Source organism: Streptomyces sp. NPDC031225 (assembly GCF_055570355.1).
This window is the reverse complement of the sequence record NZ_JBVIHJ010000002.1, coordinates 382,961-398,157: the sequence shown is the minus strand read 5'-3', so window position 1 is coordinate 398,157 and position 15,197 is coordinate 382,961. Positions and strand designations below refer to the sequence as shown.

General features: G+C 70.4%; 14 protein-coding genes and 1 riboswitch (1 of these 15 cut by a window edge). Of the genes, 10 read left to right on the top strand and 4 right to left on the bottom strand.

Going from position 1 to position 15,197, the window contains the following annotated elements; all coding sequences use genetic code 11:
* Nucleotides 1–263 precede the first annotated feature (263 nt).
* The 5 genes from ACZ48Z_RS04700 to ACZ48Z_RS04680 all read left to right on the top strand — a co-directional run bounded on the left by ACZ48Z_RS04700 (nt 264) and on the right by ACZ48Z_RS04680 (nt 5,428).
* Nucleotides 264–1,595: an ABC transporter substrate-binding protein gene (locus ACZ48Z_RS04700; RefSeq protein ID WP_468734307.1), complete on the top strand. Its 1,332-nt coding sequence runs from the start codon at nt 264–266 to the stop codon at nt 1,593–1,595.
* Nucleotides 1,592–2,593 (top strand): carbohydrate ABC transporter permease, encoded by a 1,002-nt coding sequence (locus ACZ48Z_RS04695; RefSeq protein WP_468734306.1) that lies wholly within the window; start codon nt 1,592–1,594, stop codon nt 2,591–2,593. The genes ACZ48Z_RS04700 and ACZ48Z_RS04695 overlap by 4 nt, the downstream gene beginning before the upstream one ends.
* Nucleotides 2,590–3,468 (top strand): carbohydrate ABC transporter permease, encoded by an 879-nt coding sequence (locus tag ACZ48Z_RS04690; RefSeq protein ID WP_468734305.1) that lies wholly within the window; start codon nt 2,590–2,592, stop codon nt 3,466–3,468. Before ACZ48Z_RS04695 ends, ACZ48Z_RS04690 begins: the two co-directional genes overlap by 4 nt.
* A gap of 27 nt (nt 3,469–3,495) precedes the next feature.
* Entirely contained in the window at nt 3,496–4,524 is a 1,029-nt protein-coding gene (locus ACZ48Z_RS04685; RefSeq protein ID WP_468734304.1) for a LacI family DNA-binding transcriptional regulator, read from the top strand.
* 91 nt (nt 4,525–4,615) lie between these two features.
* Nucleotides 4,616–5,428, top strand: coding sequence for an HAD family hydrolase (locus ACZ48Z_RS04680; protein WP_468734303.1), 813 nt, complete (start codon nt 4,616–4,618; stop codon nt 5,426–5,428).
* A gap of 3 nt (nt 5,429–5,431) precedes the next feature.
* Here the strand turns inward: ACZ48Z_RS04680 and ACZ48Z_RS04675 are convergent, their stop codons facing one another.
* Nucleotides 5,432–5,914, bottom strand: coding sequence for a transglycosylase SLT domain-containing protein (locus tag ACZ48Z_RS04675; RefSeq protein ID WP_468734302.1), 483 nt, complete (start codon nt 5,912–5,914; stop codon nt 5,432–5,434).
* A 2-nt stretch (nt 5,915–5,916) separates the two neighbouring features.
* Nucleotides 5,917–6,093, bottom strand: a riboswitch (cyclic di-AMP (ydaO/yuaA leader).
* 659 nt (nt 6,094–6,752) lie between these two features.
* On the opposite strand from ACZ48Z_RS04675, the gene ACZ48Z_RS04670 reads away from it, so the two are divergent.
* From ACZ48Z_RS04670 to ACZ48Z_RS04655, 4 genes are all read left to right on the top strand, one after another.
* On the top strand, nt 6,753–7,763 hold the full coding sequence (locus tag ACZ48Z_RS04670; RefSeq protein WP_468734301.1) for a polyprenyl synthetase family protein: 1,011 nt from the start codon (nt 6,753–6,755) through the stop codon (nt 7,761–7,763).
* Nucleotides 7,764–8,256: 493 nt separating this feature from the next.
* Nucleotides 8,257–9,495, top strand: a complete 1,239-nt coding sequence (locus ACZ48Z_RS04665) for a LolA family protein (protein ID WP_468734300.1) — start codon at nt 8,257–8,259, stop codon at nt 9,493–9,495.
* A 73-nt stretch (nt 9,496–9,568) separates the two neighbouring features.
* Nucleotides 9,569–10,543 carry an ABC transporter ATP-binding protein gene (locus ACZ48Z_RS04660; RefSeq protein ID WP_468734299.1) on the top strand — a complete coding sequence of 325 codons (975 nt, stop codon included), beginning with the start codon at nt 9,569–9,571 and terminating at the stop codon, nt 10,541–10,543.
* A complete protein-coding gene (locus ACZ48Z_RS04655; RefSeq protein ID WP_468734298.1) occupies nt 10,530–11,468 on the top strand; it encodes an ABC transporter permease in 939 nt (312 codons plus the stop codon). The genes ACZ48Z_RS04660 and ACZ48Z_RS04655 overlap by 14 nt, the downstream gene beginning before the upstream one ends.
* On the opposite strand, the gene ACZ48Z_RS04650 is transcribed toward ACZ48Z_RS04655, so the two are convergent.
* Both ACZ48Z_RS04650 and ACZ48Z_RS04645 read right to left on the bottom strand, forming a co-directional pair.
* Entirely contained in the window at nt 11,458–12,051 is a 594-nt protein-coding gene (locus tag ACZ48Z_RS04650; protein WP_468734297.1) for a flavodoxin family protein, read from the bottom strand. The genes ACZ48Z_RS04655 and ACZ48Z_RS04650 overlap by 11 nt on opposite strands.
* Before the next feature lie 145 nt (nt 12,052–12,196).
* The gene (locus ACZ48Z_RS04645; protein ID WP_468734296.1) at nt 12,197–12,688 is read right to left on the bottom strand and encodes a DUF6668 family protein; all 492 of its coding nucleotides are present in this window, start codon (nt 12,686–12,688) and stop codon (nt 12,197–12,199) included.
* Between the two features lie 130 nt (nt 12,689–12,818).
* On the opposite strand from ACZ48Z_RS04645, the gene ACZ48Z_RS04640 reads away from it, so the two are divergent.
* Entirely contained in the window at nt 12,819–14,255 is a 1,437-nt protein-coding gene (locus tag ACZ48Z_RS04640; protein ID WP_468734295.1) for a hypothetical protein, read from the top strand.
* 14 nt (nt 14,256–14,269) lie between these two features.
* On the opposite strand, the gene ACZ48Z_RS04635 is transcribed toward ACZ48Z_RS04640, so the two are convergent.
* Nucleotides 14,270–15,197: the 3' portion of a M28 family metallopeptidase gene (locus tag ACZ48Z_RS04635; RefSeq protein WP_468734294.1), read on the bottom strand. Its footprint extends 212 nt past the window's final position; 928 of the gene's 1,140 nt are visible here — the last part of the coding sequence; its start codon lies beyond the right edge, outside the window; its stop codon occupies nt 14,270–14,272.

Below are 15,197 nucleotides of genomic sequence, written 5' to 3'. Positions count from 1 at the left end.
ACGCCGGACGATCGAGAAAACCCTTATTTTCTGTGATCGTGCACAGCGCCCCTCACCCCTGTCATCGGCGGGCAACAAGTAGATAACCGCACGCTCTCGCCATTGACAAGGGGCTGAAACAATTCTCTACTGTGCACGATCACAGAGCCGCGCGGCCCTCGCGCACAGCCTCTCGGTCACGTCCGCAGAACCTCCCCCCACGGCGGTTGCCGCGAACGCGGGACGTTCCGAGACCGGCTGGTTCCAAGTCAGGGGAGATGTAGATGTCGATCAACCGCCGCCAGATCAGCAGGCGAAGCATCCTTGCCGGGGCCGCAGCCCTCGGCCTCACCGGCACCCTCGCCGCCTGCGGCGGTTCCGACGACGACTCCGGCGACAGCGACAGCGGGCCGGTCAAGCTGACCTACTGGTCGTGGGCGCCGAACATGGAGAAGGTCGCCGCGATCTGGAACAAGAAGAACCCGGACATCACGGTGACCGTGTCCAAGCAGGCCAGCGGCGGCGAGATCGTCTCCAAGCTGATCACCGCGAAGAAGGCCGGCAACGCCCCCGACCTCATCCAGGTCGAGTACCAGTCCCTGCCGACCCTGGTCTCCAACGACGTGCTGGCCGACATCACCAAGTACGCGGGCAGCACCAAGTCCGAGTTCGCCGAGGGTCTGTGGGGCATGGTCACCCTCGGCACGGACGCCCTCTACGCGATCCCGCAGGACGCCGGGCCGCTGATGTTCTACTACCGCGAGGACCTCTTCAAGAAGCACGGGCTCAGCGTCCCGAAGACCTGGACGGAGTTCGCCGAGACCGCCCGCGCCGCCAAGAAGGCCGTCCCGGACGCCTACCTGACCACGTTCTCCTCCAACGACCCCGGGCTGTTCGCGGGCCTCGCCCAGCAGGCCGGCGGCAAGTGGTGGACCGTCGACTCGGCCGGCAAGTGGACCGTCGGCATCGACGACGCGGCCACCGAGCAGGTCGCCGAGTTCTGGGGCGGCCTGGTGCAGGAGGGCGTCATCGACAACCAGCCGATGTACACCCCGGCCTGGAACAACGCCCTCAACAAGGGCACCCACCTCGCCTGGGTCTCCGCCGTGTGGGCGCCCGGTGTGCTGGTCTCCTCCGCGCCCGACACCAAGGGCAAGTGGCGGATGGCCCCGCTGCCGCAGTGGAAGTCCGGCGAGAACGTCACCGGCAGCTGGGGCGGTTCCTCCACCGGCGTCTCCACCGACTCCAAGCACGCCGAGGCCGCCGCCAAGTTCGCGACCTGGCTGAACACCGACCCGGAGGCGCTGGCCGCCCTGGTCAAGGAGGTCGCGATCTACCCGGCCGCGACGAAGGGCCAGTCCGGCGGCGTCCTGACCACGCCCGAGTTCTTCTCGAACCAGGCGGACTTCTACACCACGGCCGGCGAGATCGCCGCCACCACGGCCACCGCGGCCTGGGGCCCCAACGTCAACACGGCGTACACGACCTTCCAGGACGCGTTCGGCAAGGCCAGCAAGGCGAAGAAGGAGTCCCAGTTCGACTCCGCCCTCGCCACCGTGCAGTCGAAGACCTTCGGCGACATGAAGAAGCAGGGCTTCGAGGTGACCGAGGCATGACCAGCGCTCCGCTCAAGGGCTCCGACCTCATCGAGGCCAGGCCCTTGGCGGACGGCACCGGCACCGCCCAGTCCGTCCGCCCCAGCCGCCCCCGCCGCCGTGGTCGCGGCCGCAGCGCACCGTACTGGTTCCTGGTGCCCACCCTCACCCTCTTCGCCGCCTTCACCGTCGTGCCCATCGGGTACGCGATCTGGCTGAGCCTGCACAGGGTCCAGGTCAAGGGCATCGGCCTCGGCAAGGGCGCCCGCGCACAGGTCTGGAACGGCATCGGCAACTACACCGACGTTCTCAAGGACTCCGAGTTCGGCCACAGCGTGCTGCGCGCCTTCGGCTACGGCCTCATCGTCATCCCGACCATGCTGGGCCTCGCCCTGCTGTTCGCGCTGATGCTGGACACCCCGAAGGCCCGCAGCGCGCCCTTCGCGCGGCTGATGATCTTCCTGCCGTACGCGGTGCCGGGCATCATCGCCGCCCTCATGTGGGGCTTCCTGTACCTGCCGGACGTCAGCCCCTTCCACTACCTGCTCGACAAGTTCGGCCTCCCGCAGCCCGACCTGTTCGACGGCGGCAACCTCTACCTCTCCTTCGCGAACATCGCGGTCTGGGGCGGCACCGGCTTCAACATGATCGTCATCTACACCGCCCTGCGGGCGATCCCGCCGGACATCTACGAGGCGGCCAGGATCGACGGCGCGAGCGACCTGCACATCGCCCTGAAGATCAAGATCCCGATCGTGCTGCCCTCTCTGGTGCTCACCTTCTTCTTCTCGGTGATCGCCACCCTCCAGGTCTTCACCGAGCCGATGGCCCTCAAGCCGCTCACCAACGGCCTGCCCAGCTCGTGGAGCCCCCTGATGGCCATCTACGACAAGGCCTTCCTGCAGTCCGACATCTACGGCGCCTCCGCCACCGCGGTCGTCCTGGCCCTGGCCACGTTCGTCCTCTCCTTCACCCTGCTGCGCATCTCCGACCGCTACACCCGGGAGGACCGGGCATGACCCCCCTCACCCTCACCGCCGACACCACCGGCAGGGCCGACAAGACACGGCGTACCGCCTGGGTGCCGACGATCGTGCTGCTCCTCGGCGCCCTGTACTGCCTGATCCCCATCGCCTGGGTGGTCATCGCGGCGACCAAGGACCGGTCGGAGCTCTTCTCCACCTTCACCTTCGCGCCCGGCTCCGGTTTCTTCGACAACATCAGGGACCTGACCGACTACCGGGACGGCATCTTCTGGCGCTGGATGGCCAACTCCGCCTTCTACGCCGGTTTCGGCGCCCTGCTGTCCGCCGCGGTCTCCGCCGCCGGCGGCTACGCGCTCGGCCGGTTCGCCTTCCGCGGCCGTGAGGCCGTCTTCAAGATGATCCTGGCCGGCGTCCTGGTGCCGTCCATCGTGCTCGCCGTACCGCAGTACCTGCTGCTGTCGAAGCTGGGCCTGGCCGACTCGTACTGGTCGATGCTGCTGCCGTCGATCCTCTCGCCGTACGGCGTCTACCTGGTCCGCATCTACGCGGCCGCCTCGGTGCCCACCGAGCTGATGGAGGCGGCCCGCATGGACGGCGCGAGCGAGTGGAGGATCTTCTCGCGGATCGCCGTACCGATGATGATGCCGGGCCTGATCACGGTGTTCCTCTTCCAGTTCGTCGGCATCTGGAACAACTTCCTGCTGCCGTACGTGATGCTGGCCGACGACGAGAAGTTCCCGATCACTCTCGGCCTCTACACGCTGCTCGCCCAGGGCGCCTCGCAGCCCGCCCTGTACACCCTGGTCATCACCGGGTGCCTGCTGGCGATCCTGCCGCTGATCGGGCTCTTCCTGGTGATCCAGCGGTTCTGGTCCCTGGACCTGCTGAGCGGCTCGGTCAAGGCCTGAACAACCCTTCTCTTGCTAACGAGGACCATGACCACCAGTGCGAACGGCCGCCGCAGGCCTCCCACCATCCACGACGTGGCCCGGGAGGCCGGCGTGTCGCGGGGCACCGTCTCCCGCTTCCTGAACGGCGGCCACTACGTCTCGCCGGCCGCCCGGCGGGCCGTGGAGGCCGCCATCAGGAAGACCGGGTACGTGGTCAACCGGCATGCGCGCAGCCTGAGTACGGGCCGGTCGGACTCGGTGGCGTTCCTGCTGACGGAACCGCAGGAGAAGTTCTTCGAGGACCCCAACTTCAACGTCCTGCTGCGCGGTTGCACCGAACGGCTCGCCCAGTTCGACATCCCGCTGCTGCTGATGCTGGCCGAGAGCGACGACGACCGGCGCCGGCTGACCCGGTACATCACGTCGGGCCACGTCGACGGCGTCCTGCTGCTCTCCAACCACAGCGGTGACCCGGTCGCCGCCGAACTGCACCAGGCCGGGATCCCGTTGGTGGTCTGCGGCAAGCCGATAGGGCTCGGCTCCAAGGTGAGTTACGTGGCCGCCGCCGACCGCGACGGCGCGCAGGAGATGGTCCGCCATCTGATCGAGGGCGGCCGGCGCCGCGTCGGCATGGTCACCGGGCCCCTGGACATGCCGGGCGGGCCCGACCGGCTGGCCGGCTACCGGGACGTGCTCGCCGAGGCTGGCCTGCCCTACGACCCGGCGCTCGTCGTCGAGGGCGACTTCCGGCGCAGCGGCGGCGAGCGGGCGGCCCGGCGCCTGCTGGCCCAAGCACCCGACATGGACGCCGTGTTCGTCGCGTCCGACCTCATGGCCCTGGGGGTCGTGGGCGTCCTTCAGCAGTCCGGGCGCTCGGTCCCCGGTGACATCGCTGTCGGCGGCTTCGACGACTCCCCGGCGGCCACCGCCATCGCCCCCGCCCTCACCACCATGCGCCAGCCCTTCGACCGCATCAGCGCCGAGATGGTCCGCATGCTCCTCGCCCAGATCGCCGGCGAGGACACGGCCGGGGTGATCCTCCCGACGGAACTCGTGATCCGGGACTCGGCGTAACCGGAACCGGAACACACGTCAACGGATGTGAAAGCAGCAGCCGTCCGGTTCGCGTCGAGTCGCAGGGGCCAACCATCCGTATTCTCTGATCATGGCCGCCTCCCCCGCATATTCACTCGTCGCCACCGACCTGGACGGCACGCTGCTCCGCGCCGACGACACCCTCTCGGACCGGTCGTTGGCCGCGCTCGCGCGGGTGGCGGCGGGCGGGGCCCGGCATCTCGTCGTGACGGGACGGCCGGCGCCCAGAGTGCGGCCGCTCCTCGACGACCTGGGCAGTACGGGGCTCGCGGTGTGCGGGCAGGGCGCGCAGGTGTACGACGCCGGCGCGGACCGTCTGCTGTGGTCGGTGACCCTGGAGCGGGAGCTGGCCGAGACCGCCCTCGGGAAGATCGAGGCCGAGGTCGGGCAGGTGTACGCGGCCGTGGACCAGGACGGCGTGGACGGGCTGACGCTCATCGAGCCCGGGTATCTGATGCCCCACCCCACGCTGCCCGCGGTGCGGGTCGATCGGCGCGACGACCTGTGGTGCGAGCCGATCAGCAAGGTGCTGCTGCGCCACCCCTACCTGTCCGACGACGAGTTGGCGGTGACGGCGCGCTCGGTGGTGGGCTCGCTGGCCACGGTCACCATGTCGGGGCCCGGGACCGTCGAACTCCAGCCATGCGGCATCACCAAGGCGACCGGTCTCGCGCTGGCCGCCGAACACCTGGGCCTGGGGCCCGAGGTGACGATCGCCTTCGGGGACATGCCCAACGACATCCCCATGTTCGACTGGGCGGCCCACGGCGTCGCGATGGCCAACGCCCACCCCGAACTCAAGGCCGTGGCCGACGAGGTGACCTCGTCGAACGAGGACGACGGCGTCGCCGTCGTCCTCGAAAGACTGTTCAGTGAGGCGTAGTTCCTAGTACGCGCCCCACACGTTGTCGATCGACCCGTACCGCTGGGCCGCGTAGTTGCAGGCCGCGGTGATGTTCGCGACCGGGTCGTACGGGTCCCACAGCGTGTTGGACACGTGGTACGCGTTGAAGGTCGGGTCGATCACCTGGAGCAGGCCCTTGGACGGGGTGCCGGCGGCCGCGTTGGAGTCCCAGTTGTTGATGGCCCAGGGGTTGCCGGAGGACTCGCGGATGACGTTGCGGTAGATGCCGTTGTAGGAGCCGGGGATCCCGTGCTCCGCCATGACGGCGAGGGAGGCCCGGATCCAGCCGTCGAGGTTGTTGGCGTACCCGAGTGTGGTCGCGGTCTGCACGGTCGGGGTGGCCGCGGACGCGCTGGTCGCGCCGACGAGGGGGAGTGCCAGTACGGCGGCTCCCGTGCCGAGTACGGCGAGCTTGCGGACGAGACGGCTCTTGCGGGGGGTGCGGTGCTGAGCGGCAGCAGGCATGGTGAAGTCCTCTCCTTCGCCTGCGAGGTGAGCTGTCGGGTTCGGGCGGGGAGTTGCCCGGCCACGCCCGCAAAAGGCATGACTTCACCCCGAGCCGTGCCGGTATGTCCGAAGACATCCCGATCCGGCGACTTACCTGGGTCCCCCGCTCCTGCCGCGGTTCTCGGTGGATGTACGGGCGGTGGCAGGATTCGGCGTCCGCCCGACAGGCCGGGAACGTATGCGAGAGCACATGTCCGGAACAAGTGGCGAATTCACATGGCGTGCCTATTGACCTTGGTACGGGGCATTTGAGGTGCTTGATCCTTTGCGACAGCAAGCCTCAACTGGTGCACTGGAAAAGGCGGATCGGTGCATTCCGGATACCTGACGGTCCGCCGGATCGAGTGAGCCAAGTCACGCCCGTGCGCAAGAGGGGTGAAACGGTCAAGTGGGCTCAACTCGTAGTCAACCGCCCGCTCCTGAGGTCCACCTCCGTGACGTCCGGTGGACCCGGGGCGGTGTCGCAGGAAGCTCGCGCGCTCACGCGTGGGTGGAGTCGCGCAGGGCACGTGTTGAACGAGGAGCGCTCACGGACCTGCGGGCAGTGGTCGGCGGACGGCAGGGGGCTGGCGGGTCGGATCGGGACACCAACGATTAATTCCCTACAAATCGATAGATATCTATTCTTTTCGCATGATCAAAAACATACCGGCCGTGATCCGATACCGCCCGGCATGGACAGGGCGGGCGCTATCGGTGATCCAAAGGTGACCGGATACGCTGACTTGAGTGATGGCAGCGACCTATCGACATTCCGTGTAACCGCCAATCGACACCAGCAGACAGGAGACCCCTCGTGACCGTCGTCGGGCCGTTCGGGCTGAGCGTGCGGGACCAGGCTCTGGAAGCCGATGTCCAGGCCGGCATGACGGCTGTCGAGGAGGGACTGCTCGAGGCCACCAAGAGCGAGGTCCCCTTCATCACGGAGGCCGCCCAGCATCTGGTGCGCGCCGGTGGAAAGCGCTTCCGCCCGCTCCTCGTGATGCTCGCCGCCCAGTTCGGGGATCCCTATGCGCCGGGCGTCGTGCCGTCGGCCGTCGTGGTGGAACTGACCCACCTCGCGACGCTCTACCACGACGACGTCATGGACGAGGCCGCCGTACGCCGCGGTGTCGAAAGCGCCAACACCCGCTGGGGCAACTCGGTGGCCGTACTGACCGGCGACTTCCTGTTCGCCCGGGCCTCGCACATCCTGGCCGACCTCGGGCCCGATGCGGTCCGGGTGCAGGCGGAGGCGTTCGAGCGCCTGGTCACCGGCCAGATCCTGGAGACGGCCGGGCCGCAGGACGGGCGGGACCCGGTCGAGCACTACCTCGACGTGCTCGGCGGCAAGACCGGCTCGCTGGTCGCGGTGGCGTGCCGCTTCGGCGCGATGATGTCCGGCGCCGACGAGACGGTCGTGGACGTCCTGACCCAGTACGGCGAGCGCCTCGGCGTCGCCTTCCAGCTCGCGGACGACGTCCTGGACATCGCCTCCGACTCCCACGAGTCCGGCAAGACCCCGGGCACCGACCTGCGTGAGGGCATCCCCACGATGCCGGTGCTGCGGCTGCGCGAGCGGGCCGCCCGGCTCGGCCTGGCCGACGACATCGCCCTGTGCGAGCTGCTCGACTCCGACCTCACGGACGACGCCCGGCACGCCGAGGCGCTGGCCGCGCTGCGTGCCCACCCCGCGCTGGAACAGGCCCGCCGCGACACCGTGCGCTACGCGAAGGACGCGCGCGCGGCGCTGGCCCCGCTGCGGGAGTGCGACGCGAGGGCGGCACTGATGGAGCTGTGCGACGCGGTGGTCCACCGCGCGGGCTGACCGCACCCGTCCGGCGTGACGCAGGGCACGTGTGGGATCTGCGGGTGCGGACCCGGCCCGGGGGCTGCGGGTACGCCCGCTCCCGGCCGACGTCGCGGCCGTGGCCGGTACACCCGCGGCGTCCCGGCTGCCGTCGACGGCGTCATCTTGGTCGGCTCCGGCGACCCGGCACGATCGTCGGCTGCCGTGCCGTGCCGTGCCGTGGCACGCCGTCCGGTGAGCGCCGTACCGACTGCCTGGTCCCGCGCGGCTGACGGTCTCGACGGTCTCCTGGAGCGGCATCCCCTACGGGTCGTAGGGGGCGCAGCCGTGTCGTGTCATCCCCCAGGTGTACGCGGAGTTGGCCCCGAGGGTTGACGCATGGGCATGGCCGATTTGGTCAGATGGACACCACGGAAAACACCACTCCTCACCGATTCGGGTGAGAATGGCGGCTACGGGGTGGACGCAGGGGGAGTTGACAGCCGCCGCCGACGACGGAGGTAAGGCACACATGGCACCGTACGAATCCGACGACAGCGCGACCGACGCCGACGCCGAGGAACTGCGCGCGGCACGCCGCCGCAAGGCCGCGAGGTACGTCGTGCCGGCCACGGTGGTGGGAATCGCGGCGGCGACCATCGGGCTTGTCCCGGCGCTCGCCGACTCCGGCGACCCCGACCTGCCGAAGATCAGCGCTCAGCAACTCGTCGAGAAGATCGCCGCGTCGGACGTGGAGCAGCTGTCCGGCACGGTGAAGATCACCACGGACCTGGGGCTGCCGGACCTCGGGGGTCTGGAGAGCTCGCTGGGCTCCGCCGCCGGTTCCTCCGGCTCGGGCGACGGCTCGTCCGCCGACCCGACCACCAAGCTCACCGAGCTCGCCTCCGGCACGCACACACTGCGCGTCGCGGCCGACGGCGAGAACAAGCAGAAGGTCTCCCTTCTGGAGGACGCCGCCGAGTACAGCCTCATCCACGACGGCAAGGACGTCTGGGGCTACGACAGCAAGTCCAACTCGGTCTTCCACAGCACGGCTTCCGAGAGCGGCGGAAAGCAGAAGGAAGAGCTCCCGGCCACACCCAAGGACCTCGCCGAGGAGGCCCTCAAGGCCGCCGACAAGACCACGTCGGTGACGGTCGAGGGCACCGCGCAGGTCGCGGGGCGCGACGCGTACCGGCTCGTCATCAAGCCCAAGGACGAGGGATCCACGGTCGGCCAGATCACCGTGGCCGTGGACTCGAAGACCGGGCTGCCGCTGAAGTTCACGCTGACGCCCGCGAGCGGCGGTGCCGCCGTCGTGGACGCCGGATTCACCCAGGTCACCTTCGCCAGGCCGGCCGCCTCGACCTTCGACTTCACCCCGCCGAAGGGCGCGAAGGTCACGGAGAAGGACGCCGCCGAGGCACCCGAGCACTCCAAGTCCGGGGACTTCGGCAAGGGCTCCGCCCACGAGCGCGGCACGGAAGGCCCCGGCGGCCCCGGCGGCCTCGACGGACTGAACGTCATCGGGGACGGCTGGGACTCCATCGCCACCTTCGACACCGGCGGCCAGGGCGTCCCGTCCGGCTCCGAGGCCGGCGGTGACATCGGCGGCTTCCTGGACTCGCTCGGCGACAAGGTCTCCGGCAAGTTCGGCGAGGGCACCGTCTTCAAGACCCGCCTGATCAACGCCCTGATCACCGACGACGGCAAGGTCTACGTCGGCGCGGTCACCAAGGACGCGCTGGTGAAGGCGGCGAACGCGGGCTGACCGGGAACCTTGCGCGGCGGCCGTACGTAGTCACTGTACGTAGTCGTCGCGTGAGCGTGAATTGAGGGAGCCGATGGACGAAGGGTCCGCCGAGGAGCCGGAGCCGAGCGGGGCGGGTGACAGTGTCATCCACACCCGCGCCCTCACCAAGCGGTACCGCGGCGGACAGCTCGCCGTGGACGGTCTCGACCTGACCGTCCCGGCGGGCAGCGTCTTCGGCTTCCTCGGGCCGAACGGCTCGGGCAAGACCACCACCATCCGCATGCTGATGGGCCTCATCGAGCCGACCTCCGGGTCGGCCCGGGTGCTCGGCCACTCGATGCCGCGCGCCGCCCGGACCGTACTCCCGCAGGTCGGCGCGCTCATCGAGGGGCCCGCCCTCTACGGCTTCCTCTCCGGCCGCGACAACCTCGTCCGCTACGACGCGGCGGACCCGACCGCCGACCCACGCACCCGGCGCGCCCGGGTGGCGGCGGCACTGGACCGGGTCGGTCTGGCGGCCGCCGCGGGCAAGAAGGCGAAGGCGTACTCGCTGGGCATGAAACAGCGGCTGGGCCTGGCGGCGGCCCTGCTCCAGCCCCGTGAACTCCTGGTCCTGGACGAACCGACCAACGGCCTCGACCCTCAGGGCATGCGGGAAATCCGTTCTCTGGTGCGGGAGTTGGCCTCGGAGGGCACCACCGTCTTCCTCTCCTCCCACCTCCTGGACGAGATCGAACAGGTCTGCACCCACGCCGCGGTCATGACCCAGGGCCGTCTGATCACCCAGGGCGCGGTGGCGGACCTGCGGGCGGGCGCGAGGGGGCGGCTGGTCGTGACGACACCGGACACGGCGGACGCGGCCCGCATGCTGAAGGAACAGGGCCTCGCGGACGTGGTGGTGTCGGAGGACCGAGTGACCGCCGAGCCCCCGGACCGCGAACTGGCCGACATCAACACGGCATTGGTGAAGGCAGGAGTGCGCGTCAGGGGCTTCGCAGTGGAACGCCCGTCCTTGGAGGACGCTTTCGTGGCCCTGACGGGGGAGGGCTTCGATGTCGCAGGCTGAGCCGAACGCGTCCAAGGGGCGCGGGGCCGTATCGGAGGTGCGGCCACCGTCAGCTGGGCGCGACCGGTCACCGACGGCCCGCCCTCGCCGTGCGACCTTCCGAGCCACCCTCCTGCGCAACGAACTGCTCACCACGTTCCGCCGCTGGCGCACCCTGGCTCTGCTCGGCGTGCTGGCGGCCGTCCCGATCCTCGTGGGCATCGCGGTCAAGATCGAGACCGACGACGGCTCCTCGACCGCCGGAGGCGGTGGCGGCCCCGCCTTCATCTCCCAGATCACCAACAACGGCCTGTTCCTGGTCTTCACCGCCCTCGCCGCGACCCTCCCCTTCTTCCTCCCGATGTCCATCGGTGTCATCGCGGGCGACGCGATCGCGGGCGAGGCCAACGCCGGCACCCTCCGCTACCTCCTGGTCGCCCCGGCCGGCCGCACCCGGCTCCTGCTCACCAAGTACGCCACGGTGATGGCCTTCTGCCTGGTCGCCACCCTCGTGGTCGCGCTCTCGGCACTGGCCGTCGGAGCAGTCCTGTTCCCGCTCGGCGACCTGACGACGATCTCCGGCACCCAGATCTCCTTCGGGGAGGGCCTGGGGAGAGCGCTGCTGATCGCGCTGGTCGTGGCGGCGTCACTGACCGGAGTGGCGGCTCTCGGCCTGTTCGTCTCGACGCTCACCAACAGCGGCATCGCGGCCATGGCCACGACGGTGGGCCTGCTGATCACCGTCCAGATCCTCGACCAGATACCCCAGCTCCACGCCCTCCAGCCGTACTTCTTCTCCCACTACTGGCTGTCCTTCGCCGACCTCATGCGCGAACCGGTCTACTGGGACGACCTGGTGCGGAACCTGGGCCTCCAGGCCCTGTACGCGGCGGTGTTCGGCTCGGCGGCGTGGGCGCGGTTCATGGCGAAGGACGTCACGGTGTGACGACCTCGTCCGGGTAGCGCGCGAGCGGCGGCTCCTGCGCGAAGAACGTCTTCGCACGGGTCAGCGCGGCCTCGTCCGCCAGCACGTCACCGCGGTTGCTGCCGTTGCCGAGCAGCACCCCGCCGAACCGCATCTTCATGTACGCGGCCGAGTTGTTGAGCGTGCCGACGAACGGGTCGGCGACCACGGGACGCTCGTCCGCGAGCACGGACACGCCCCACAGGGTCCGCCCGGCCAGCTGGGCCCTGAAGTCGAGACCGGGGGTGCGCAGCCAGCCCGACCAGTAGTCCAGGTAGCGCTTGGTGAGCGCGGAGACCGAGTACCAGTAGACCGGCGAGGCGATCACGATGTCCGTCGCCGCGAGCGTGGCGTCGAGCAGCCGCTGCGGGGTGCCCCCGGTGGGGGCGTCCAGGTACTCACTGTCGTGCCGCAGGTCCAGGAAGTCGGGCAACGGGTGCTCGGCGAGGCTGATCCACTGCTGCTCGACGTCGGCGGGCAACTGCTCGGCGGCCCGTCTGGCCAGCAGTTCGGTGTTGCCCTCGCTGCGGCTGCTGCCGAGCACGAACAGGAAACGGCGCGTCATGGGAATCCCTCAGGTGGTCGGCGTACAACAAATACTCGCACCTGCATTATATGCGCGCGCATCAATATGTCCATGGTGGAGGAACGAGCGGAGGCGAGCCGCCGAGGGAGCGGGAGCGGAGCCGGCTTCGCCCGCCGCAGACCGATCAGCCGGTGGCCCGGGTGAGGCGGGTCAGTGCCTCCGTTCCGCGTGGCGGCGACCCGTTCAGGTCGCCGAGGCGCCATGCGGACACCCAGGGCACGCGGTACACGTCGACCGTCGACTCGATCTCCTTGACCTGCCGGGACAGCGGCCGGGGGAGGCGTCCCGGGGCGTCCGCGACGAGGACGACGGCGTCGAGGTCGAGGCCCGGGGGGTGCTCACCGCGTCGGAAGAGTTCCAGGGCGCGGCGGGCGGCCAGCAGCCCCGCGGCGTGGGTGCGGGCGACGAGGAGGACGGAGGCCGGGGCGCCGGGGCCGGGCCAGTCGCGTCCGCTGTCGTGGCCGCCGTAGACGGCGGCCAGGGTGGAGACGCCGGCGCCACCATGGGTGCCGACCCACGCGTACTGTCGTCTCCCGGCGGGGGCCACCGGCCCGCGGATCCAGATCTCCGGCCCCTGCTGCACGCTCTCCACCTCTCGTCGCACGTCGGTCCGCATCTCCGCGCTGCCGACCCTGCCATCCCACCCGCCCCGCACCCCCTGGAACAGGCCTGTGACATCACGGTGACGTGAGGACCGGGGGTGAGCGGAGAGACTCGACAGTACGTGCACGACCGTGAGGGATGAGATGTCTCGACTCAGCCGCGACAAGAAGCTGGACCACCAGCGGGGGGCGACCCCGATCGACGTCCGCGTCCCCGTGACCGGTGAGGCCGCCATGGTGGCCGGAACGCCGGTCGCCGCGCCCCCCGGCGAGGACCTCCACCAGACCGTCCTGACCCACCTCCACCGCCTCGCCGTCACCGCGGGAGGCCCCGTCCTCGCCACGGTCCACGATGCCCGCATCGGCTGGGTCGTCCCCCTGGAGGTCACCACGGACGGCTCCAGCCGCTTCACCGCGGAGCCGGTGCGGATGGCTCCGCCGGAGGGCGCCGGGAACGAGCCGAGGACGACAGGACCGGCCGCCGACGAGCGGAACGAGCCGGGTCCGACCGCCGGGTCCGGTGTCCCCGGGCCCACGGGGCATGCGTCGCAGACGTCCTGGCCACCCGCGCACGGCCAGCACGCCCCTCCCATCCCGCCGCCGGAGGAGTCCGCGCAGGACCCGGCCCCCACGTTCCGGATGCGGAAGCTGCCCGCGGTACAGCAGGCGGACGCCGGAGCGACCCCGACCCATGTCCTGCGACGGCTGCCGGACCCCCAGGCTCCCGGGACGGCCGTGGCACCGACAGGTGAGTTCGGCCCGCCGCCCGTGATGGACGCGAGCCCGGCCTCCGCCGCGGAGCCGCTCCCGCCGACCGACGCAGTCCCCGAGCCCGGCCCGCTGCCGTCGGCCGGTCCTGCTCCGAAGGCCGGCCCGGCCTGGTCCGTCGCCGACCCGACACCGTTGCCCCTGCCGACCGAGCCGCCCCCCGCTCCCGCCTTCAGGCCCCTGCCGCCGGCCGGCCTCGCCGACGTGCCGCTGCCGTCGGCTCAGCCCACGCCTCGCCCCGGCCTCTTCCTGGACCCCGGCCCCCTTCTGGACGACCCCGATCCCAAGCCGAAGCCCGTACGGGGGTTCGACGCGGTGGCCGAGGCCGTGCTGGGGGAGGGGCTGGTGGTGGACGACGCCGTTCTCGCGGAGTCCGTCGCGCGGATCAGCGAGGCCGTGCAGGAAGGGCGGACCGAGGCCGCGGCGGAGTTGGCCGAGCGGACCGTCGCCCAGGCGTCCGACACCTTGGGCGGCGAGCATCCCGACGTGCTGCGCGTGCGTGAACTCGCCGCGTACATCGCCTACTTGGGCGGCGAGACGGTCCGCGCCGCGGAGATCTCCCTCGACCTCGCGGCGATTCAGCACCGCCTCGGGGACGCCGAGGCGGCGTACGGGAACGTGCAGAGCGCGGCCAGTGCGTGGAAGGCCGTACGGGATCCCCTGCGAGGGCTGGCCCTGGGCCGCGAACTGCTCACCCTGTGGACGGACATGGCCGCCGGGGAGGGCCCGGCGGCCGACGACACGGACAAGCTGGAGTCGGCCCGCTCCCGCATGCTCCGCCTCGCGGAACGGGCACGGACCGCCGACCAGTAGCCCGACAGCCGCTGCTACTGCGACAGCCCCCACACCGCGTACGCCACCGCGTCACTGTTGCGGTCCAGCGCCGTGTCGTTGATGTTGGCCGATGTGTCGCACGACGAGTGGTAGCAGCGGTCGAAGGCCAGCCCCGAGGTGCCGCCCCACTTGGCCGCCTGCGCCGCCGTCTTGACGTAGTCCGCCCCGCTGAACAGCCCGCCCACGGGCACGCCCGCGTTCTTGAACGGCGCGTGGTCGGAGCGGCCGTCGCCCTCGGTCTCGATCTCGGTCGGGACGCCGACGCCGGCGTAGTACTCCTTGAAGGTCTTCTCGATGGCCGGGTCGTCGTCGTAGACGAAGTACCCGGGGTTCGGCGAGCCGATCATGTCGAAGTTGAGGTAGCCGCTGATCCGTGAACGGTTCGCGGTGGAAAGGCCGTTGACGTAGGTGCGGGAGCCCACCATGCCCAGCTCCTCCGCGCCCCACCAGGCGAATCTCAGGTGCTTGGTGGGGTGGTAGCCGGCCCGGGACACCGCGAGCGCGGTCTCCAGGACGGCTGCCGAACCGGACCCGTTGTCGTTGATACCCGGCCCCGCCGTCACGCTGTCGAGGTGTGAGCCGGACATGATCACCTGGTTGGTGTCGCCGCCAGGCCAGTCCGCGATCAGGTTGTACCCGGTGCGGCCGGAGGACGTGAACTGCTGGACCGCCGTGGTGAATCCGGCGGCGTCCAGCTTGGCCTTGACGTAGTCGAGCGAGGCCTTGTAGCCGGCGCGGCCGTGCGCGCGGTTGCCGCCGTTGGCGGTGGCGATGGACTGGAGCTGGGTCAGATGCGCCTTCACGTTGGCCACCGGGATGTCGGGGGCCGGGGGGGGGGGGGGGGGGGGGGGGGGGGGGGGGGGGGGAGGGTGGGGGGGGGGTGGGGGGGGGGGGGGGGGGGGGGAGGGGGGGGGGGGGGGG